This window comes from Amycolatopsis dongchuanensis (assembly GCF_039542405.1).
GTDB lineage: Bacteria > Actinomycetota > Actinomycetes > Mycobacteriales > Pseudonocardiaceae > Amycolatopsis_E > Amycolatopsis_E sacchari.
Map to the genome: position 1 here is coordinate 1 of NZ_BAABIB010000017.1, position 18591 is coordinate 18591.

Sequence of the window (18591 nt, forward strand, 5' to 3'; positions counted from 1 at the left end):
CCGCCCGGATGTCCACGCGACACGGTTACCACGTCAACGTTCCTTGAAGAGGCACTAGCTGCCCCTTCGGCCACTGGAGGTCTGGTCTCGCGTGCTCAGTCTCCCATGCAGGGCCGGGCCGTCAGCGCGTCGTTCGGGACCGTTCCCTCGAGAGGGCTTGGACGAAATCCAGGATGAGACGTTCCACCGCTTGGGCTGTGCGAGTGGCCGACTCGAACCGCTTCGGCAGGTCTCGCACCTCTCGGTCGCCCAGTGCGGCAAGCTCGGGGTCGGTGCCGAGTACTTCCCGCAGGGGAGCGGAAGTCTCGTCCAGCGCGGAGATCGCGGATCGAAGTTGCTCGGTCAAGGCGCGCAGCCGGGCAGTTTGAGCGCGGAAAGCCAGGACGTCGCGCCACGCCTGTAGCCGCTGCTCGGCGGCCTGGTCCAGCCGATCCGCATGGGGATGCTCCGAGTGCCTGACCTCGGGCGGCTGCTCGTCGTCGAGGTTCCCGTTAAGGAGGTCCAGCACCAGCGCCGCGTGGTGGTCCAGGCAGCTGAACCACATGTCCTCGCGCAGGTCGAGAACGTAGAGCTGCGCTGGCCGCTCGCACCTCACGCACTGAATCGGCCCGTCGGCGGCTGGGACCAGCCCGCTCGGGAATTCACGCCAAGCAGGCGGTTGTGTCACGACGTCGTTCACCACAAGTCCTCTCGTCGGGCGTGCTCGGCCGGATTCAACCGGAGGCCCTGCGGGGCGCTGCGCGGCGATTTCGCCTCACCGCGACCTACCACGCCTGGGAGCGATCGTCTGCGACATCGGGTGTCTCCGGCTGCGCGTCGCCGTCCGGCCCGCAGTCATCCTGGAGGTCCTGGTGCTCGGCACCGGCGGCCTCGGCGTCGTAGGTGACGTAGGTTCCCTTGGACCTCACCGTCGCGACCAGGCCCCGCGCGCGCAGACGCTCGGTGGCCTGCCGGGCGGTGCCCAGGGAGACGCCGAAGACGTGGGAGAGCTTGATCTCGCCCGGGAACCGCTCGTACAGGCGGAAGTGTCCTCGGGTGATCAGCCCGGCGAGATGGTCGGCGAGTTTGTCGTAGAGGTAGGCCGGGCCGCCGCTGTCGGGGTCGAACGGGGGTAGCTGGTCGTCTGTTGCGTCGTCGCTCATCTGGCTCGTGCACCTTCCGTGAGTCGTCCGGCCTGCCGCGGTTCGTAGCGCTCTGACCAGCAGATTCGGCGAGGAACTTCGACTGAAGATGCTATATATCGCATGCTATATACAGCAAGTACTCGTGACTATGGTCTTTATAGCCAGGACTGGTCATGGTTGCCGACGTGACGGTCAAGACCCCGGAGTCCGAGGAGTTCGGCGCCCGCGTGCGAGCTGCACGCGAGCGGATCGACGGCCTGACTCAGGAGCGAATGGCCCACGCGAGCGGCCTCACGGCGAGCTACTACTCAAATCTTGAGCGCGGCCTCGCCAACCCGACGTTCGACGTCATCGTGACCATCGCCGACCGGCTGGGCGTCGACCCGGGGGAGCTGATGCGCGGCTTGAAGCCCTCCGGCCTGCGGAAACGCGGGCGGGGCTGAACGTCAAGAGCGTTACCTTAGCGAGAATTTTCGCTGATGAGACCGGCGTACACCGGGCAGGCCGCCAGGTCACGGGAAGCACACATTTGCGTGCACGGTGACTACCGCCGCAGATTCTTATCGACACAGCGACGCCGCAGCGGTTCGCGAGACCACGCATGTAGATTGCTCAGACTTGATTATGGTGCGCATCTTCTGGCGTGAACGTTTGAGTTGAAAGCGCAGAGAAGTCCATCCGGTCGAGGTAAATTTGCGCATGGGAGACACAGTAATCGCCAAACGCGACTTGCAGCATTTCGTAGGCAACTTTGGTTGAGTAGCGTGAGGCGAAGTGGAAAGTCGGTACATCCCTATAGGCAGAGTGATCGCGCCATTCTAATTCTATTAGATCTTCAGAATGTTTACCGCCTGCTGGCCGTTGCTTATATTTGAAGCCAAGGGATCGCAGTCCGTCCAATATTTGAATGATCTCCGCGGGGGGCATCTCGATGTTTCTGCGGAGCAGGTCTGTTTCGATATGCAGGTTCTTTGGGAGGTCCATCCTGCAACCGGTCAGCATGATCCCCACGACCACTTCGCGCTCGCCCGAGTCCATCCTTTCCAAGACGTAGCGGAAGGATCTGGCTATGGTATCAACTATGTCTTTCTCCTTCTTCGTCTTGAGTCCCATCTCTTTGAAGAGACGATCAGGAGTAGGAGGGTAGAAGTTTGATAATTGTCGGGGTCCCAGCTTCTCGGCAATTAGGTCAGCCAGCTGTTCGGGTGAATTTTTGCGGGCGTCGACGTAGCTGATCGTCGGCCGCAGTCCGGGAATTTCAGTCTCATCGAACTTGACCGGCAGCACATATTCAGCGCTTTCCTGCAGTGCTCGCGCCTGCGCGCTCTTTCGTTCGTGATTTGTCCACACTTTCTTGGCATAGTCCTCGGAGATGAACATTATGCAATAACGCGCAGACTTCCTATAAACCCAGTCGAGATGCTCATAGAGGTCCTTGCCCCATAAATTCACAATCTCGTAGTTATCATAGAATATACGAACCCCGCGATCTTTCAGGAGTGCCGCAAGCTTATCCACATATTCGCGTTGTTCGCCAGCAAAAGATAGGCAAACGTCGTGCTCTCGATTCTCTTCAATCGTCACGTTAAGCCACTCCTTCGGCGGTTGCTGCCTCCGACTGTCGGTGTGGTCCACGACCTTCGATATCGTCGCTGCGAGCATCCACGTTGTTACGCCAGACGTAGCACTGACACGTCACCGGACCTCGGGACGGGATTGTGAGCAGCGGTGAGGGGGCGCAGCCTTAGCGAGCAGTCGCAGGGCACTGGTTCTTGCGGCTTGGTCCTTGTGATTCGAGGACAATCGCACGGTCGGCAATGCATGTTCGAGATGGCGCTCGTCGGCCTTGGGTCTGCTGCCCCGCATCAGCCCCACAACGGTCATGCAAGTTGGGCAAGTGTCCAGGTCAGAGGCACTTTGAATGCCGCCCTGTAAATCAGACGGCACTGCCTTCAGAGGTTCGAATCCTCTACCCGCCACACCAGGGAAATCACTCCCGTGACCTGCGGAGACAGGGCACGGGGGTGATCTTGTTTCCGGCGGACCTATGCAGTCGGATGCGGGCGTATGCGGCTGGCTGTGTCCGATCCGTGTCCCTGGTTCGCGTTCCCTCCACCGGCTTTTCTGTTGCTTGAACATCGTGCAAGACTTGATCATGTCGTGCTTCGAGGGAGGGGATCCATGGACTTGCGCGTGATGCTCAGCTCCGTTGCGGCCGGGTACGACAGCAAGGCACCCACCGGAAGCCCGATCCAGGACCGACTCCGTTCCGCGAAGCTGGAGCTGGCACACCTCGTACCAGCGGGCTACCTGGTCGAGGGCAGCGGCGGTCGTGGTGTGGACGCCACCGTGCCATGGATCGCAGTCTTCGACCCTGACGAGACCACGACGGCGACGCGCGGGATCTGCGTCGTGTATCTGTTCGCCGCTGACATGAGCACTGTGTACCTGACGGTCATGCAAGGCGTCACCTATGCGCGCGAGAAGTGGAAGGGCGGGGGGCGGGACCGGTTCCGTCGTCAAGCGGAAGCGATTCGAGCGAAGATTGAGCCCGCCCTGAGTGCCGGGCTTTCGCCGACCGTCGATCTGCGGCACTCCGGACGTTTGCCCAAGGACTACGAGGCAGGCATCATCCTCGCCCGAGCCTACGGCGTTGATGCACTGCCAAGTGAGCACGAGCTCAGAGCGGACTTGGCTCGATTCGTGCGGCTTAGCGCCGTTGCGATTGAGGTGCGGAACCAGCTGGGCGCGAGCACGCCGGAGATCGTCGCTGCGACCTCGCCAGAGCCGGTCGAACGGGATTCGCAGGGGGAGTTCAAGCCGAAGAACGACTCTGAGTACGTCCAGGAAATTACGGGCAGGAAGATCGTCAAGACTCGGAAGCACGAGACGCTGGTGAAGCACTACGGGACCTTTCTGTCCGATCAGGGCTTCCGGCCCAACACGAAGGTTCACCCGCGCGATCTGGTGGCAACGAAGGGCGACGATCACTGGCTAATCGAGGCGAAGATCGTGCCAAATGGCAACGGCGTCCAGGCCGCGCGCGACGCCATGGGTCAGCTCCTCATGTGTCGCCGGTTCCACTACCCCGACCCAGAATCCGTGCGGACGCTGGCGTTGTTCAACGAATCGGTCGGCGACCTGTGTGTGACCTGAGTTGGCTCACGAATTGCAATCTAACGGAGTCACGGCTCGCTGACCTGGTGCTATGTTGGCGGGGTCGATGAAATTGGGGCACTAAACGGGCGACTCTGGGGTGGTCTGGTGCCGCACATCCGTGCCGTGAAGACTGGCCCGGGAGCCCGGGCGGTGCAGATCGTGTACTCGTAAGGGCTCGCGCACGATCGAGCACATTGGGTCGGCGCACAACGACGTCGAACTCGAGCTGTTGAAGACGGCCGCCCGCCAGCTGGGTGCTGGCGCGGATTATCGGAGCCGACGAGCAAAGTGGGCTCGTTGCGGGTGCTGGAGTAAGCCGGGATCGCGCCAGGCTCCCGTCCCACGCTGAGCGGCGCTTGCCCGCGTTTGCCACCGACGCCTGGCGTGAACGGCTCGCCGCGCTCTCCGCCGCCCATACCGGGCCCAGCTCGGCAAGCACGTGGCCTTGGAGTGACGAGCCCCAGCGCGAAGACCGGTCTCTCGGCGGCGGGGACAGGCCTGTGGCATCGTCGAGCCGGTCAGTCTGCCTCGAACAGCTGTAGGCGCGTCCAGCTTGAGGTGAGTTGGCCCCGGCGCCTGCCCGACAAAATGATCTAGTGCTCCGTGATCGGAGTGCGGCTATCGTGCAGACCGTGTGCGATCCGATTCGGACGATCCCGTCGGGCAAGATGCCGGTCCTGGGCACGGGGCAGGGCTTCGGGTTCATGTTCCTGCACAACACTCGGCCGGACGCCCGGGGCGCCTTCTTCACCACGCGGTGGCTGATGATCGTGCTCCCGATCGTTCCGCTGGGCCGCTACTACGTGCGGCAGGGGCCTACGACCGACTCCGCGGGTTTCTCCAGCGTCGGAACCTCCACCGAGTACACGATCCTGGGCAGATCGCGGCTGCGTCTCGTCGAACTGCTGCGCACCCTCGCCTTGTTCTGGGTTGTGTTCCCCGCGGCGGGGGTCGGACCGATCATCCTGTCGATCATCTGGGACAACGACGAGTCCAGCGAGTGGCCACAGGCCGTCGGCGCGCTCGTGGGGATCGTCTTGATCGTGCTGGTGCTGGTCGCGCACCAGGTGTACCGGCGGAAGTGGCGACCGCTGCGCGAGGCGTGCTGGCCGCCTGTTCCGCTAGCCGAGAGGCGTGAAAACGCAGGTTAGGGCTTCCTCTTCCTCGTCGGGTTCAGGCCAGCCGTGGAAGGATCGGGCGGCTCACGGATCGTGGTTGCCGCATACCCGCACCGGAATACCTGCGAGCACGCCATCACCGCCGCAGACCGCTACCCGCCGATGTCGCGACGCCATCCGTGCCGGTGCCGAAGGGCACTAATGTGAGCCAACTCGGGGCGACCTGTGTGTGACGCTGCTTGAGGAGCTCGGGATCGCGAGCGTGTGGCCGGGATCCGGACTCTGGGCCGGCTCGCCAACGGCCGTTGAGGCAGGCTTGACGAGCGGCCCGGAGTCCGTGGTCTAGCGGAAGCTCGCGGGCACGACTACCAGACATCGAATGCCCGTGCGACACCCTCTCGCGCCGCTCGTTCTCCGCCGTCCAGGCACTTCGCGTAAACCCGCAGGAGCACCGCGAGGCTGTGCCGGGCGAGTGAACACTTTCGCACGTGCCGCGGCACACACACGCCCGTAGACGGTGCTACTGACCCGTCCGCCGTCTCTGGCTCCTCGGAAGAGCCGTCCGTCTCTGGCCGTGCCGAACCGCGTCAGGTGGTCGTGCAGGATCTCGGTCAGAGCCGGTGGGCACGGCACACTTCGACCAACGTTGTCCTCGCGGTGCTTCAGCCGGCCTTCTGCGCTCGCTTCACCGGAGTCTGTCCATGCGCCGCTCACCTCTGGTCGCGCCTTCTCCAGGTGTATGTCACCCCAGCCGTGCTCCGGAGGCGCGAGGTTCTGCTTCTTCACGTTGGCTGCCTCCTCCGTGTTCGGCGTCGACTTCACTGCACCACCAACGAAAGCGAGCAACACGTGAGCACAACCGCTCAGCCCACACCGTCGGCAGCAGCGCCGAAGAATGGGCTGCCGTCCCAGATCGCTGATCCCACCCGGGCATTGAAGACCTTGACGATCGGGGTGTTCTGGGAGCAACTGGCCAGCCAGGCCCGGGACGAGAACTGGTCGCATGAGGAGTACCTCCCCGCACTGTTGCAGCGCCAGGTCGCCGACCGCGAGTCCAAAGGCACCGTGATGCGGATCCGCACCGCCCACTTCCCGGCCGTCAAGACCCTGGAGGACTTCAACCTCGACCACCTGCCCTCGCTGCGCCGCGACGTGCTGCCGCACCTGTCGACCAGCACGTTCGTCGCCAAGGCCGAGAACGTGATCCTGCTCGGCCCGCCCGGCATCGGCAAAACCCACCTCGCGATCGGCCTCGGAGTCAGGGCCACCCAGGCCGGCCACTCGGTGTTGTTCGACACCGCCAGCAACTGGATCGCCCGGCTCGCCGCCGCCCACCACGGCAACCGGCTGGAGGCCGAGCTGAAGAAGATCCGCCGCTACAAGCTGATCATCATCGACGAGGTCGGCTACATCCCGTTCGACCAGGACGCGGCGAAGCTGTTCTTCCAGCTCATCGCCTCCCGCTACGAGCAGGGCTCGGTGATGGTGACCTCGAACCTGCCGTTCGGCCGATGGGGAGAGACCTTCTCCGACGATGTCGTCGCCGCGGCCATGATCGACCGCGTGGTCCACCACGCCGAGGTTCTCACCCTCACCGGCGACTCCTACCGGACCCGCCAACGCCGCAACCTGCTGCGCGACCAGCAGCAGAACACCAACCAGAACTAGACGACAACACCTCGGAGGGGGTCAATTTTCCGGAGACCACCCGGGGTCAAGGTTTAGGGAGCGTTGACACGGGCTGGCTGCACTTCTGCAACCACCACCGACCCCACAGCTCAACCGGCGGCAAACCCCCGATCACCCGGGCTGATCAACCTCCCTGGACACCACACCTAAGCTGCCCCTTCGGCCCTGGACGAAATCCAGGATGAGACGTTCACTTCACGCGCCTCGGGGTCGGCGCCGAGCGCTTCCCACAGGGGAGCGGAGGGCTCATCCAAGGCGTAGATCGCGGATCGAAGCTGCTCGGTCAGGGCGCGCAGCCCGGCAGCCTGCGCACGGAAAGCCAGAGCGCCACGCCTGTAGCCGCTTCTCCGCGGTCTGGTCCAGCCGATTCGTGCTGGATTGCTCCAACTGCCTGACTTCGGGCAGTTGCTCGTCGTCGAGGTTGCCGTTTGAGGAGGTCCAGCACCAGTGACGCATGGTGATCCAGGCGGCTGAACCACATCTCCTCGCGCAGGTCGAGGACGTAGAGCTGCGCCTTGCCGCTCGCACCTCACGCACTGAATCGGCTCGTCGGCAGCGGGGACCAGCCCGCTCGGGCAATACCGCTAAGTTAGTACGTTTTACCTGGTCAGGGCGTTACCGGAGGCTCTGTTCAGTCGTTCCCGCCGGTTAGGCGGTTCTCCACTTGAGACAGTCGCCGTTGCGGTTGAGGGGAATCTTCAATTGAGGCAACTGTTCTGTCGGGGTGTGACCGCTCTGTGGGCGACGCCTCCAAACGCCTCTGAGCTGCGGAAACTCGCCTAAACTTAGCGGTATTGCCCGCTCGGGAATGCAGGCGGTTTTGTCGACGTTCACAAGTCCTCTCGTCGGGCGTGCTCGGGCGGATTCAACCGGAGGTCTTGCGGCCTGCTCGGCGGCGTACGGCGAAGCCCGTGAGGGCGAGTGCGCCGGCGCCCACGCTGAGGCTCATCAGCGGGACGACCTCCGTGCGGACCTCGTTGGAGGTGTTGTTGCCGGGGTTCGGGTCGGTCTCCTGGCCGGTGACGGTGGCCGTGTTGAACAGGGTCGTCACCGCGCCGTCGGCGGTACCGGTGACCTCGATCGTCGCGCTCTGCCGCAGGGGCAGGGGGCCGCCGGTGCAGGTGAGGACCAGGTTGGCGATCGCGCAGCCCGGGGTGCTGGTGGTGACGTTGGTGAGCCCTGCCGGGATCCGGTCGGTGACCGTGTAACCGGACGAGTCGCTGGGGCCGGCGTTGGTCACGACCAGGGTGTAGGTGACGGCTTGCCCGACGCTGACGTTGGCAGGACCGGCCTTGCTGATCCCGAGGTCCGCCTCCGTCGTGTCGTCGGCGACCATGACGAATTCGACGAAGCCCTGGCCGCGGTTGGGGGCGTAAAGGGGTATGCGATCGACGGTCGACGGCTGCAGGGCGTGGTCGGCATTTCCTGCCCCGCAGCGGAGGAGCGGGTCCGGGACGGCGGAGGAGGTGTGGGTGCTGGTGCTGAAGTCCCCGGATTGGCCAGGTACGTGGTCGACGACGAGCTGGAACGGGACCATGCTGCCGGGGGAGGAGTAGCTGCACTGAGCCAGGTACAGGACATTGTTCGCCATGAGGTCCAGCGTTTGGGAAGCCGAGTACTGGGGTTGGAAAGTGTGATCGGCGTTCCCAGGGCCGCAACTCGGAGAAGTGACCGGGGTGTTCGAGGCGCTGGTGCCGGTCGTGAAGTCACCGGGCCGGGCAACCCAGGTGCCGAACAATGAGTCGCCGCCGTCGGCGTTGGAGCCGTAGCTGCACTGCTGCAGGTTCACGTAGCGGTAGCCCATCAGGTCCACCGGCTGTGCTGCCGAGTTCGCGGGCTGGTACTGGTATTCGGCGTTTCCGGGACCGCAGACGGGCGAAGTTTCAGGCGTGTTGCTGGTGAACGTGCCGGTCGACAACTCAGCGGACACGTTGCTGAGGATGGTGAAGGGTGTCGTGGCCTGCCCGGCGGAATAGCCGCATTCGTGGAGGTTCAGGTAGCGGACACGCCCGACAGCCATGAGGCCGCTGGTGGCGGAGGTGGACTCGCCGTAGAGGCCGGCGTTGGGGGCGATCCTGAGGGTGCTGCCCTGCCACACGGCAGCTTCGTCGATCGGGCCGCCCATGCCCGGGTCGGTGTTGCACCTCAGCTCGTCGTTGGGATGCGTGACGTCGGTGGTGCCGGGGTTGAGACAGGTCCGGGTCGAGCCCGGCACCAGGCCGTACCCGGCGGGGAGAGTGGTGGAGACCGAGGCGTCGAACCGGTCGGAGCTGCCGGTGTTGACGTAGTAGTTGCGCACCAGGACCTGCTGCCCCGGCGTCTTGGCTGGGGCCCTGGTGCTCCACGTGGCGCCACCGTCGGCCGAGTACGCCCTCGTGGTGATCTCGTCCGCCGACGCGGTCAGCGGGGCCACGCTCAGCACCGCGAGTGCGGCGCCGGCGAACGCCGTCGCGGTCACCGCGGCGTGGCCCCACCGCCTTCCTCTCACAGTCATGAAGCTCCTTCGTGCGGGATGCGGTGACACGAGGTCCACTGCTCGCGCCACAGTCCGCAGACCAGGACGACCGACCAGGAATGTCGCTTCGACCCTCGCGGGGTAGTCCGACGAGAGGAGCCCCACGGGGGGCGGGCCGGCGCGGACCCGCCCCCGGTGGTTCTGCTGGTTACGCGGCCGTTCCCTGGCGCATCCGGCGCCGGAGCGCCCAGCCGCCGCCGAGAAGCGCGAACGCTCCGGCGGCGACACCGGCGGACACCATGGGCACCTCGGTGACCGCGGTGGAGGTGTTGTTGCCGGGGTTGGGGTCGGGGTCGTTGCCGGTGACCTGCGCCGTGTTCGTGATCACCGACGTGGAGCCGTCGGCCACCCCGGTCACGGTGTAGAGCGCGGACTCGCCCACGCCGAGCGGCCCGTGCGTGCAGGTGACCGTGCTGCCGTCGGTCGTGCAGTCCGCCGGCACCGTGACCTGCGTCAGCCCGGCCGGGACGGGGTCGGTCAGGGTGTAACCGGATGAGGCATCCGGGCCGTTGTTGATGACGACGATGGTGTATTCGATCGTGTCACCCGAGGACACGTTCGCCGGACCGCTCTTCGCCACCGCCAGATCGGCCTGCGGACGGTCCACGGTCACCGCCATCGAGGAGAGCCCGCGGGCGAGGCCGGTGCCACCCACGGCCTGCCACGTCAGCGAAGTGGTCGGCGCCTTGGTGGTGAACGTGGTTTCGTCGCTCTGGCCGGTGTCGTTGGCTCCGGTGTGGCATAGGGTCGAGGTCGCCGCGTCCCAGCTGTGACTGGTGCCCAGCGTTTCCACGGTCACGTCGGCGTTGGGGAACCGGACGCATTCGTACGCGTCCGCGTTCGGTGGGGCGCCGTTGAGCTGGTTGACGGTGAACCGCACGTTCACCGGCTCGCTGTAGGTCCACGTTTGCGAGCCCGTGCGGATGACGTAGGAGTTCGCGTTCGCCACCCAGGTGCCGTTGTCGACGGAGGCGGTGACGCCGTTGCTCAGGGTGGCGGAGGCCGGTCCGGTGCCGATCGTCGCCAGCGGCACGTCCGCGGTCTCGGGCGCCGCGTTCGCGGGTAACGCCGAGCCGAGAAACAAGGCCGAGGTGACCCCGGCGCCCAATACGCCGAAGAGCAGTCTTCGCACGGTGGTTCCTCTCGTCATGGGGACTGATGACGACGAAGAGGACCGACCGGATGACGGGAAGCTGACTGAACCTAGTCCGGGCGGGGGAGGCCAACCAGCCGCGGACGCGAAGAAAAAGAAATCCCTCTCCCCACTTAAACGTATATCGCACCCCGGGGCTTGCGGCAAGACCCCCGTCGTGCCGCACAATTCTCCGGCCCTGGTCAGGGGCCTGAACCAAAAAAGGGGGATTCGCGCAATGCGTGTGTTGTTGACGTCCTGGGGATCGCGCGGGGACGTGGAGCCGGTGGTGGGGTTGGCGGTCGCCTTGCGGGAGCTCGGGGCGGAGGCCGTCGTCGCCGCGCCGCCGGACGAGGACTTCGTGCAGCTGCTCGGGCGGGTGGGTGTGCCGCTCGTGCCGTTGGGGCCCACCGTTCACTCGATCGTCGCCAGGCCCGCCCGGCCGACCGCCGAGGACGCCTTCCGGCTCGCCGCCCAGCTGGTCGGCGCGCGGTTCGAGGCGCTGCTGCCCGCGGCCAAGGACTGTGACGCCGTGGTCGCCGCCGGGCTGATGCCCGCCGGCGTGCGGGACGTGGCCGACAAGCTCGGCATCCGCTACGTGCTCACCGCCTACCACCTCCTCGGGCTGCCGTCGCGGCGCTTCCCGCCGGGGAAGCGGCCCGGCACGCCGTCCCCGGAGGGCGAGACCGACCTCAAGAAGCTGTGGGAGCAGGACGCCCAGCGCGTGAACGACCTCTACCAGGAGCCGCTCAACACCCACCGCGCCGCGATCGGGCTGCCGCCCGTGGACAACGTCCGCGACTACGTCTTCACCGACCGGCCGTGGCTGGCGGCGGACCCGGTGCTGTGCCCGTCCGAGGGCATGACGGAGCTCGACGTCGTGCAGACCGGGGCCTGGATCCTGCCCGACGAACGGCCGCTCCCCGACGGGCTGGAGCGGTTCCTCGACGCCGGTGAGCCGCCGGTGTACGTGGGTTTCGGCAGCATGGCCTCGTACCTCCCGAAGGACATGGCCACCACGGCGATCGAGGCGGTCCGCGCGTGCGGTCGCCGTGTGGTCCTCGCCCGCGGCTGGGCCGGGCTGGCCTCCATCGACGACGCCGACGACTGCTTCGTCGTCGGCGAGGTCAACCAGCAGGCCCTGTTCCCGAGGATGGCGGCCGTGGTGCACCACGGCGGCGCGGGCACCACGACGACGGCGTCCAGGGCCGGCGCGCCCCAGGTGGTCGTGCCGCAGATCGCGGACCAGCCGTCCTGGGCCGCCCGGATCGCCGAGCTGGGCGCGGGGGTGGCGCACGACGGCGGGACGCCGACCCTCGAGTCGCTGTCCGCGGCGCTCGAAACGGCGCTCAAACCCCAGATCGCCGCGGGGGCGCGGGCGCTCGCCGCCGAGGTGCGTCCCGACGGGGCGACGGTCGCCGCGAAACTGCTGCTCGAAGGGAACTGAAAACCCGGGGCCCTGGCGGGGTTTCAGCCCTGCCAGGGCCTGGGGTTCTCCAGCCGGAAGGCCGTGCACCGCCCGGCCGCGGCGGCGAACTCCTCGGGCGTGCCCCGCTCCACGGCGCCCATCTTCTGGAAGAACGGGACCCTGGTGGCCCGCGCTGCTCGACCGGCAGCTCCACCGGGTGGAACTTCGTGTGGTGCCTGCCGTTGGCCAGCACCCGCATGGTGCCGATCACCAAGCCGACGCGCTGCGAGCCGATGAGCACCGTGTTGGTCGGCTTCCACCAGCGCGGCGGATCCGCGATGTCCCCTTCCCCACACTGCCGAAGGTTTGCGGGCATCAAAATCGTGCCATCCTCGGATGGTGCAAGATCGTGAGCGGCACTGGGGTGTCGTGGCTGCCGCCGGGGCCGGGGTCATCGCCGTCTGTTACGGGTTCGCGCGGTACGCCTTCGGGCTGTTCGAACCGCGGTTCTCCGGGGACTTCCACCTCTCGGGCACCGGGGTCGGCATCCTCGGCGGGCTGTCCACCCTCGGCTACGGGATCGGGTTGCTGGTGGCGCCGCGACTGGCGGTCCGCTCCGCCAGGAGGACCACGGTGCTCGCGGGCGCGCTCGCCGCCGCCGGGGTGGCGTTGATGGCGGCCTCGGGATCGGTCGTGTTGTTCGGCGTCGGCACGGTGATCGCGGGCAGCAGCGCGGGACTCGCCTCGCCGGGGGTGGCCCAGCTCGTCGGCGAACGGGTCGGCGAGGGGGAGCGGAGCCGCGCGCAGACGTGGGCGAACACCGGGACCAGTTTCGGGCTCGCCGCCTCCGCCTTCCTGCCCTTGGCGGTGTGGAGCTGGCGGTGGACGTGGGCGGGGTTCGCCGTCGTCGCGGTCGTCGTCACCGTCGTGGCGGGAACGCTGGTCGGCCGGTCCGCCGACCGGCCCCGCGAGACGGCGGCGCAAGGGAGCCGGTGGCCGGACGGCGCCACGCGGCTGGTCGCCAGCTCGGTGATCCTCGGCGCCGCGTCCGCGCCGTACTGGAACTTCTCCCCGGCACGCCTGTCGGACGCGGGGATCAGCACGGTGCTCGCGTCGCTGTGCTGGTGCGCGATCGGGCTCGCCGGGCCCATCGGCGGGATGGCGGGACGCCTCGCCGAACGCCGCGGGCTCCGCTGGACCGTGGTGTGCGTGTGGCTGGTCTGGACCGCCGGGATGGCCCTGCTGGCGTTGCCGCGGCCCGTGTTCCCGGTGGCGCTGCTGTCCACCGTGCTGTTCGGCATCGCGTACATGGGGTTGACCGGGCTGTGCATCCTGTGGGCGGGACGCCTGTTCGAGGACGTCTCGCGCGGCGTGACGCTGTCGTTCCTCGGGCTCGCCGCGGGACAGACCGCCGCGTCGCCGGTCGCGGGTGCGCTCGGGGACGCCGTCGGCCTCGGCCCGGTGTTCGGCGGGGCCGCGCTGGCCAGCCTGGTCGCGCTCCTGCTGCTGCCGCGCGAGGAGGCCCGCGTCGCGGTGGGATGACCACTTCCCTCCTTACCTACTTTTGAGTAGCCTCTCCCTCCGAGGATCGGAGGGACGCGATGAGGCGTTTCGGAGTTCTGCTGCTCGCGGTCGTGCTCGGGCTGGTGCCCATGACGGGGCAGGCCGCGACCCGGTTACCCGTGCTGTACTCCGGCGTCGCCTCGCTGGCGAACGCCGCGCTGCGCCCCGACACCGATCCCGCGGGCGCGAACGACTGGACCTGCCGCCCCGGTGCCGCCCACCCGCGGCCCGTCGTGCTGGTGCACGGGACCGTCGAGAACAAGACGTACAACTGGTTCACCCTCGCCCCGTTGCTGCGGAACAACGGCTACTGCGTCTTCGCCCTGAACTACGGCGACACCGGCAGCCCGCACGTCGGGCTGCCGGGCTCGACCCGCACCTACGGCGCGGCACCGGTCGCCGAGAGCGCCGGGGAGCTGCGGGAGTTCGTCGACCGCGTGCTCGCGACTACCGGATCGTCCGAAGTGGACATCGTGGGGCACTCGCAGGGCGGCATGATGCCGCGCTACTACCTGCAGTACCTCGGCGGCGCGAGCAAGGTCGGCAAGCTCGTCGCGCTCTCGCCGTCCAACCACGGCACCACCGCGGACGGGCTCGCGCAGCTCCCCGGCGTCGGCTACCTGCTCGCCACCGGGCTGGGCCCGTCCGTCGAGGACCAGCTCGCGGGATCCCCGCTGCTGCGGTCGCTCGACGAGACCGTGCCCGGTGTGGCGTACACGGTGATCCAGACGGCCTACGACGAGGTCGTCACCCCGTACACCTCGGCGTTCCTCGCCGGGGAGGGCGTCACGAACATCCTGCTGCAGGACCAGTGCCCCGCCGACGTCAGTGACCACCTCGGCATCTCGTTCGACGCCATCGCGTTGCGGGACGTCCTCAACGCACTCGACCCCGTACACGCCCAGGCACCGGACTGCACTCTCACCCTGCCGGTGAACGGCGGCGGACTCGCCGCTACAGGTACGGCCGCGTGATCATCTCCAGGCCGTGCCCCGACGGGTCGCGGAAGTAGACGCCGCGGCCGCCGTGCTCAGTGTTCGTCTCGCCCGGCCGTTGCCAGTGCGGGTCGGCCGCGTGGTCGACGCCCTGCTCCCGCAACCGGGCGTAGGCGCGGTCGAACAGGTCGTCGTCCACGAGGAACGCGTAGTGCTGCATCTGGATCTCCACCGGCGGCTCGGCGAACTGCAGCAGCACACCGTCTTCGAGCAGCAAGTTGGTGAACGGACCCCACGACGGCGCTTCCGCCAGCTCGAACAGGTCGCGGTAGAACGCCGCCGAACGCACGCGGTCGGTCGAGGCGATGATGGTGTGGTTGAACTTGGTACCCATGGGTTCCTCCTCCGGGAAGTACTGGTCAGGACGCGGAAAAGGTCCTGAGCCGGAGGAGCCCGCGCGGCGCTCAGCCCGCTACCGGGTCGCCGTTCCGTGAGTGGCCGATGGCCGTCCCGGTGATCACGTCGCCAACCTAGCTGGAAATCCGCGCCGAGCCAAGACCAATACGCGGCCGTCCCGGCTCCGAACCCCCGGCATGGCACAGACCTCCCTCCGCGCGTGGCGGGCCGTGGCATGCGGCGTGCTGGCGCTGCTCGCGGCGCTGGCCGCCGGGCACCTGGTGGCCGCGCTGATCAACGTCGGCGCCTCGCCGTACCTCGCGGTCGGCAACGCGGCCATCGACCTCACGCCGCTCCCGCTCAAGGACTTCGCGGTGCGGACCTTCGGCACGCACGACAAGCAGGTGCTGCTGGGCGGGATGGCCGTCGTGCTGCTCGGCGCCGCCGCGCTGGCCGGGCTCGCGTCGCGCCGGTCGCCCTGGCCCGGCACGGTCGTGATCGCCCTGTTCGGGCTGGTCGGCGTTGCCGCGGTGGCCACGCGGCCGGGCCTGGGCGCTGTCGCGGTGCTCGCGCCGCTGGCGAGCCTGGTCACCGGGGTGCTGGTGTTCCGCGGCCTACGCGGGAAGGAGACTGTGGCATCACGGCGGTCGTTCCTGATCGTGCTGGCTGGGTCCGCCGTTGCGGGCGTGGCGGGGCAGCTGCTCGCGTCCACAAAGGACGCAGGCGCCTCGCGTGCCGCCGTCGGTCCGCTCGTCCCGGCCCGGCGAGCACCCGCGATCCCGGCCGACGCGGACTTCGCGAAGCTCGGCACACCGCCGTTCCTGACGCCCAACCGGGACTTCTACCGCGTGGACACCGCGCTCACCGTGCCACAGGTGCGCACCGAGGACTGGAGCCTGCGGATCTCCGGCATGGTGGACCGGGAACGCGCCTACCGCTACCAGGACATCCGCGGCCGCCCGCTGGTGGAGCGCACGATCACGATGACCTGCGTGTCCAACGAGGTCGGCGGCCCGTACGTGTCCACGGCGAACTTCATCGGCGTCGACCTTGCGGACCTGTTGCGGGAAGCCGGAGTCCGGCCTGGTGCCGAGCAACTGTTCTCGACCAGTGTGGACGGTTGGACCTCGGGCACGCCGGTGGCGGACGCGCTCGATCCCACCCGCGGAGCGATGCTCGCGATCGGCATGAACGGCGAGCCGCTGCCGCTGGAACACGGATTTCCCGCCAGGCTCGTCATCCCCGGCCTGTACGGTTACGTGTCCGCGACGAAGTGGGTGACGCGGCTCGAAGTCACGACGTGGCAAGCGAAACAGGCCTACTGGCTGCAGCGCGGCTGGGGTGAACAGGCGCCGATCAAGACGCAGTCCCGGATCGACACGCCGAAGGGGTTCGAGACGGTACCGGCGGGCACACTGCGTGTCGCCGGGGTCGCGTGGGCGCAGCACACCGGTATCGACCAGGTCGAAGTGCGGCTCGACAACGGGCCGTGGCAGCGGGCGATCCTGTCCCGTGAAATCACTGTGGACACTTGGCGCATGTGGTGGGCGGAGCTGTCCGTAACGCCGGGCGCGCACCAGATTTCCTGTCGTGCCAAGGACAAGAGGGGTTACGTGCAGACGGCTGAACGGGCCGGGACCGTGCCCGACGGCGCGACCGGCTGGCACACGATCTCGTTCGTCGCGAAATGACCCCAATCCGTTCGTGCCGGGGCTCCGAATCCCTGATGACAGCAAGGAATTTCCCAACGCAGAAGGAGTTTCCCATGAAGGCTCTGCGCATCGCCGGTGCCGGTCTCACCGCCGCGGCCGCCGTGGCCCTCACCGCGTGCGGGGGTGGCGGTGACACCGCGTCCGGCGGCACGAGCAGCAGCGCCGCGCCGATGTCCAGCCCGATGAACAGCAATGCGGGCGTGACCACGAACGCCGACGTCTTCGGGCCCGCGTGCGGGAAGCTGCCGCAGGGCAGCGCGCCCGGCAGCCTCGACTCGATGGGGCCGCAGCCGGTCGCGAGTGCGGCGAGCACGAACCCGTTGCTGACCAAGCTGGTCGCGGCGGTGAAGGCCGCGAACCTCGTGGACACGTTGAACAGCCAGCAGGCCATCACCGTGTTCGCCCCGGCGGACACCGCGTTCGACAAGCTCGGCAACGCCAAGGTCACCGAGCTGGCGAACAACCCCAGCCGGCTCACGCCGATCCTGCAGTACCACGTGCTGCCGCAGCGCTACGACGCCAAGGGGCTGGAGGCGGCGGGCACGGTGCAGTCGCTCGACACCGCCGGTGGCCCGATCAGGATCTCCGGCTCCGGCGACAGCATGACCGTCAACGGCGCGAAGGTGCTGTGCGGCAACATCCCGACGAAGAACGCCACGGTGTTCGTGATCGACTCCGTGCTGACGCCCGGTATGTGAGGTTCGGCAGTGGGGCCGGCGACGCGCCGGCCCCGCTTCCTCGTCAGCGGCGTGCGCCGCGCTTGACCCAGCCGAAGATCGCCGTCACGACGAACAACACCGCGCCGATGATGAGCAGCCAGAACAGGCCCTTCACCACGGCACCGACGACCACGAGCACCAGCCAGACCAGCAACAGCAGCCCGATCAACCCGAGCATGGCACCCACCTCGCTTCCTCGCCGCCCATGCGGCCTCACCAGGGACTACCCCGGGTGCGGGCGGAAGTAACGGTCCGCAGGTGGGACGGGGGGAACCGCGGGTCACTAGGCTCCCCGCATGACTGATCTCTTCTCCGTGACCGGCAGGACGGTCCTGGTCACCGGCGGTTCGCGGGGCATCGGCGAGATGATCGCCCGCGGCCTGGTCGAAGCGGGCGCGCGGGTGCTCGTCTGCGCGCGCAAGCCCGGCGCCGCCGAGGCGGTGGCCGAGGAACTGTCCAAGACCGGCGAATGCCACGCGCTCCAGGCGGACCTGACGTCCACATCGGACATCGCCCGGATCGTCGAGACCGTGGGCGAGCGCTTCGGCGGGCGGCTCGACGTGCTGGTCAACAACGCGGGGGCGACGTGGGGCGCGCCGCTGGAGGAGTTCCCGGTGAAGGGGTGGGAGAAGGTCCTCTCCACGAACGTCACCGGCCTGTTCGAACTGACCACCGCGTTGCTGCCCGCGTTGCGCGCGAGCGGGGAACGACCCGCCCGTGTGATCAACATCGGTTCGATCGACGGGCTGCGCGTGCCGGTGTTCGAGAACTACTCGTACTCCGCGAGCAAGGCCGCCGTGCACATGCTCACCCGGCACCTGGCGAAGCGGCTGGCGGGTGAGGCGATCACCGTCAACGCGATCGCGCCGGGCCTGTTCCCCAGCCAGATGACGCGGTGGCTGCTCGACGACCCCGAGGGCAGGGCGCAGGTGGAGAGCGGCATCCCGCTCGGTCGCATGGGGCAGCAGGAGGACATCGCGGGCACGGTGATCTTCCTCGCCTCCCGCGCCGGCGCGTACCTCACCGGCGCGGTCATCCCGGTCGACGGCGGGGTCTCCGGCACGGCTTGATCGTCGTGTCCGAATACCGCCAGCGAGCGGCCGTCCCCGTCGTGAGACTGG

The 18591-nt window shown here is 67.7% G+C and carries 17 protein-coding genes; 10 read left to right on the plus strand and 7 right to left on the minus strand.

Translation table 11 applies throughout. The features are described from left to right. Positions 1–121: 121 nt before the first annotated feature. Positions 122–679: a hypothetical protein gene (locus tag ABFX51_RS02760; protein ID WP_346051862.1), complete on the minus strand. Its 558-nt coding sequence runs from the start codon at positions 677–679 to the stop codon at positions 122–124. A gap of 85 nt (positions 680–764) precedes the next feature. Further along, positions 765–1142 (minus strand): winged helix-turn-helix domain-containing protein, encoded by a 378-nt coding sequence (locus ABFX51_RS02765; RefSeq protein WP_346051864.1) that lies wholly within the window; start codon positions 1140–1142, stop codon positions 765–767. A gap of 155 nt (positions 1143–1297) precedes the next feature. On the opposite strand from ABFX51_RS02765, the gene ABFX51_RS02770 reads away from it, so the two are divergent. Continuing rightward, positions 1298–1567, plus strand: coding sequence for a helix-turn-helix domain-containing protein (locus ABFX51_RS02770; RefSeq protein ID WP_346051866.1), 270 nt, complete (start codon positions 1298–1300; stop codon positions 1565–1567). A gap of 169 nt (positions 1568–1736) precedes the next feature. Here the strand turns inward: ABFX51_RS02770 and ABFX51_RS02775 are convergent, their stop codons facing one another. Beyond that, positions 1737–2708: a toll/interleukin-1 receptor domain-containing protein gene (locus ABFX51_RS02775; protein WP_346051868.1), complete on the minus strand. Its 972-nt coding sequence runs from the start codon at positions 2706–2708 to the stop codon at positions 1737–1739. 597 nt (positions 2709–3305) lie between these two features. Here ABFX51_RS02775 and ABFX51_RS02780 point away from each other — a divergent pair. The 3 genes from ABFX51_RS02780 (at position 3306) to istB (ending at position 7069) form a co-directional block, all read left to right on the plus strand. Then, the gene (locus tag ABFX51_RS02780) at positions 3306–4280 is read left to right on the plus strand and encodes an MrcB family domain-containing protein (RefSeq protein WP_346051870.1); all 975 of its coding nucleotides are present in this window, start codon (positions 3306–3308) and stop codon (positions 4278–4280) included. 635 nt (positions 4281–4915) lie between these two features. Then, positions 4916–5434 (plus strand): hypothetical protein, encoded by a 519-nt coding sequence (locus ABFX51_RS02785; RefSeq protein ID WP_346051872.1) that lies wholly within the window; start codon positions 4916–4918, stop codon positions 5432–5434. 816 nt (positions 5435–6250) lie between these two features. Further along, complete coding sequence (istB, locus tag ABFX51_RS02790; protein ID WP_346051874.1) at positions 6251–7069, plus strand: IS21-like element helper ATPase IstB; 819 nt, start codon at positions 6251–6253, stop codon at positions 7067–7069. Between the two features lie 886 nt (positions 7070–7955). On the opposite strand, the gene ABFX51_RS02795 is transcribed toward istB, so the two are convergent. Further along, positions 7956–9584, minus strand: coding sequence for a DUF11 domain-containing protein (locus ABFX51_RS02795; RefSeq protein ID WP_346051876.1), 1629 nt, complete (start codon positions 9582–9584; stop codon positions 7956–7958). 169 nt (positions 9585–9753) lie between these two features. Next, positions 9754–10737 carry a DUF11 domain-containing protein gene (locus tag ABFX51_RS02800; protein WP_346051878.1) on the minus strand — a complete coding sequence of 328 codons (984 nt, stop codon included), beginning with the start codon at positions 10735–10737 and terminating at the stop codon, positions 9754–9756. A 238-nt stretch (positions 10738–10975) separates the two neighbouring features. Here ABFX51_RS02800 and ABFX51_RS02805 point away from each other — a divergent pair, with 238 nt between their 5' ends. The 3 genes from ABFX51_RS02805 to ABFX51_RS02815 all read left to right on the plus strand — a co-directional run bounded on the left by ABFX51_RS02805 (position 10976) and on the right by ABFX51_RS02815 (position 14682). Further along, positions 10976–12184 carry a glycosyltransferase gene (locus ABFX51_RS02805; protein WP_346051880.1) on the plus strand — a complete coding sequence of 403 codons (1209 nt, stop codon included), beginning with the start codon at positions 10976–10978 and terminating at the stop codon, positions 12182–12184. Between the two features lie 357 nt (positions 12185–12541). Beyond that, entirely contained in the window at positions 12542–13687 is a 1146-nt protein-coding gene (locus tag ABFX51_RS02810) for an MFS transporter (protein ID WP_346051882.1), read from the plus strand. A 59-nt stretch (positions 13688–13746) separates the two neighbouring features. Then, on the plus strand, positions 13747–14682 hold the full coding sequence (locus ABFX51_RS02815; RefSeq protein WP_346051884.1) for an esterase/lipase family protein: 936 nt from the start codon (positions 13747–13749) through the stop codon (positions 14680–14682). Here the strand turns inward: ABFX51_RS02815 and ABFX51_RS02820 are convergent. Continuing rightward, positions 14663–15037 carry a VOC family protein gene (locus ABFX51_RS02820; protein ID WP_091505104.1) on the minus strand — a complete coding sequence of 125 codons (375 nt, stop codon included), beginning with the start codon at positions 15035–15037 and terminating at the stop codon, positions 14663–14665. The genes ABFX51_RS02815 and ABFX51_RS02820 overlap by 20 nt on opposite strands. A 199-nt stretch (positions 15038–15236) precedes the next feature. Here ABFX51_RS02820 and ABFX51_RS02825 point away from each other — a divergent pair, with 199 nt between their 5' ends. Further along, complete coding sequence (locus ABFX51_RS02825; protein ID WP_177228584.1) at positions 15237–16730, plus strand: molybdopterin-dependent oxidoreductase; 1494 nt, start codon at positions 15237–15239, stop codon at positions 16728–16730. 74 nt (positions 16731–16804) lie between these two features. Next, entirely contained in the window at positions 16805–17449 is a 645-nt protein-coding gene (locus ABFX51_RS02830) for a fasciclin domain-containing protein (RefSeq protein ID WP_091505103.1), read from the plus strand. Positions 17450–17492: 43 nt separating this feature from the next. Here ABFX51_RS02830 and ABFX51_RS02835 read toward each other — a convergent pair whose 3' ends face one another. After that, positions 17493–17648 (minus strand): hypothetical protein, encoded by a 156-nt coding sequence (locus tag ABFX51_RS02835; protein ID WP_177228583.1) that lies wholly within the window; start codon positions 17646–17648, stop codon positions 17493–17495. A 118-nt stretch (positions 17649–17766) separates the two neighbouring features. Here ABFX51_RS02835 and ABFX51_RS02840 point away from each other — a divergent pair, with 118 nt between their 5' ends. Continuing rightward, complete coding sequence (locus ABFX51_RS02840) at positions 17767–18540, plus strand: SDR family oxidoreductase (RefSeq protein WP_346051887.1); 774 nt, start codon at positions 17767–17769, stop codon at positions 18538–18540. Positions 18541–18591 lie beyond the last annotated feature (51 nt).

What these genes read in the sequence shown, in the direction of transcription:
- ABFX51_RS02765 (WP_346051864.1), bottom strand. Translation starts at nt 1,142, where the DNA reads ATGAGCGACGACGCAACAGACGACCAGCTACCCCCGTTCGACCCCGAC.
- ABFX51_RS02770 (WP_346051866.1), top strand. Translation starts at nt 1,298, where the DNA reads ATGGTTGCCGACGTGACGGTCAAGACCCCGGAGTCCGAGGAGTTCGGC.
- ABFX51_RS02780 (WP_346051870.1), top strand. Translation starts at nt 3,306, where the DNA reads ATGGACTTGCGCGTGATGCTCAGCTCCGTTGCGGCCGGGTACGACAGC.
- ABFX51_RS02795 (WP_346051876.1), bottom strand. Translation starts at nt 9,584, where the DNA reads ATGACTGTGAGAGGAAGGCGGTGGGGCCACGCCGCGGTGACCGCGACG.
- ABFX51_RS02805 (WP_346051880.1), top strand. Translation starts at nt 10,976, where the DNA reads ATGCGTGTGTTGTTGACGTCCTGGGGATCGCGCGGGGACGTGGAGCCG.
- ABFX51_RS02810 (WP_346051882.1), top strand. Translation starts at nt 12,542, where the DNA reads ATGGTGCAAGATCGTGAGCGGCACTGGGGTGTCGTGGCTGCCGCCGGG.
- ABFX51_RS02815 (WP_346051884.1), top strand. Translation starts at nt 13,747, where the DNA reads ATGAGGCGTTTCGGAGTTCTGCTGCTCGCGGTCGTGCTCGGGCTGGTG.
- ABFX51_RS02820 (WP_091505104.1), bottom strand. Translation starts at nt 15,037, where the DNA reads ATGGGTACCAAGTTCAACCACACCATCATCGCCTCGACCGACCGCGTG.
- ABFX51_RS02825 (WP_177228584.1), top strand. Translation starts at nt 15,237, where the DNA reads ATGGCACAGACCTCCCTCCGCGCGTGGCGGGCCGTGGCATGCGGCGTG.
- ABFX51_RS02830 (WP_091505103.1), top strand. Translation starts at nt 16,805, where the DNA reads ATGAAGGCTCTGCGCATCGCCGGTGCCGGTCTCACCGCCGCGGCCGCC.
- ABFX51_RS02835 (WP_177228583.1), bottom strand. Translation starts at nt 17,648, where the DNA reads ATGCTCGGGTTGATCGGGCTGCTGTTGCTGGTCTGGCTGGTGCTCGTG.
- ABFX51_RS02840 (WP_346051887.1), top strand. Translation starts at nt 17,767, where the DNA reads ATGACTGATCTCTTCTCCGTGACCGGCAGGACGGTCCTGGTCACCGGC.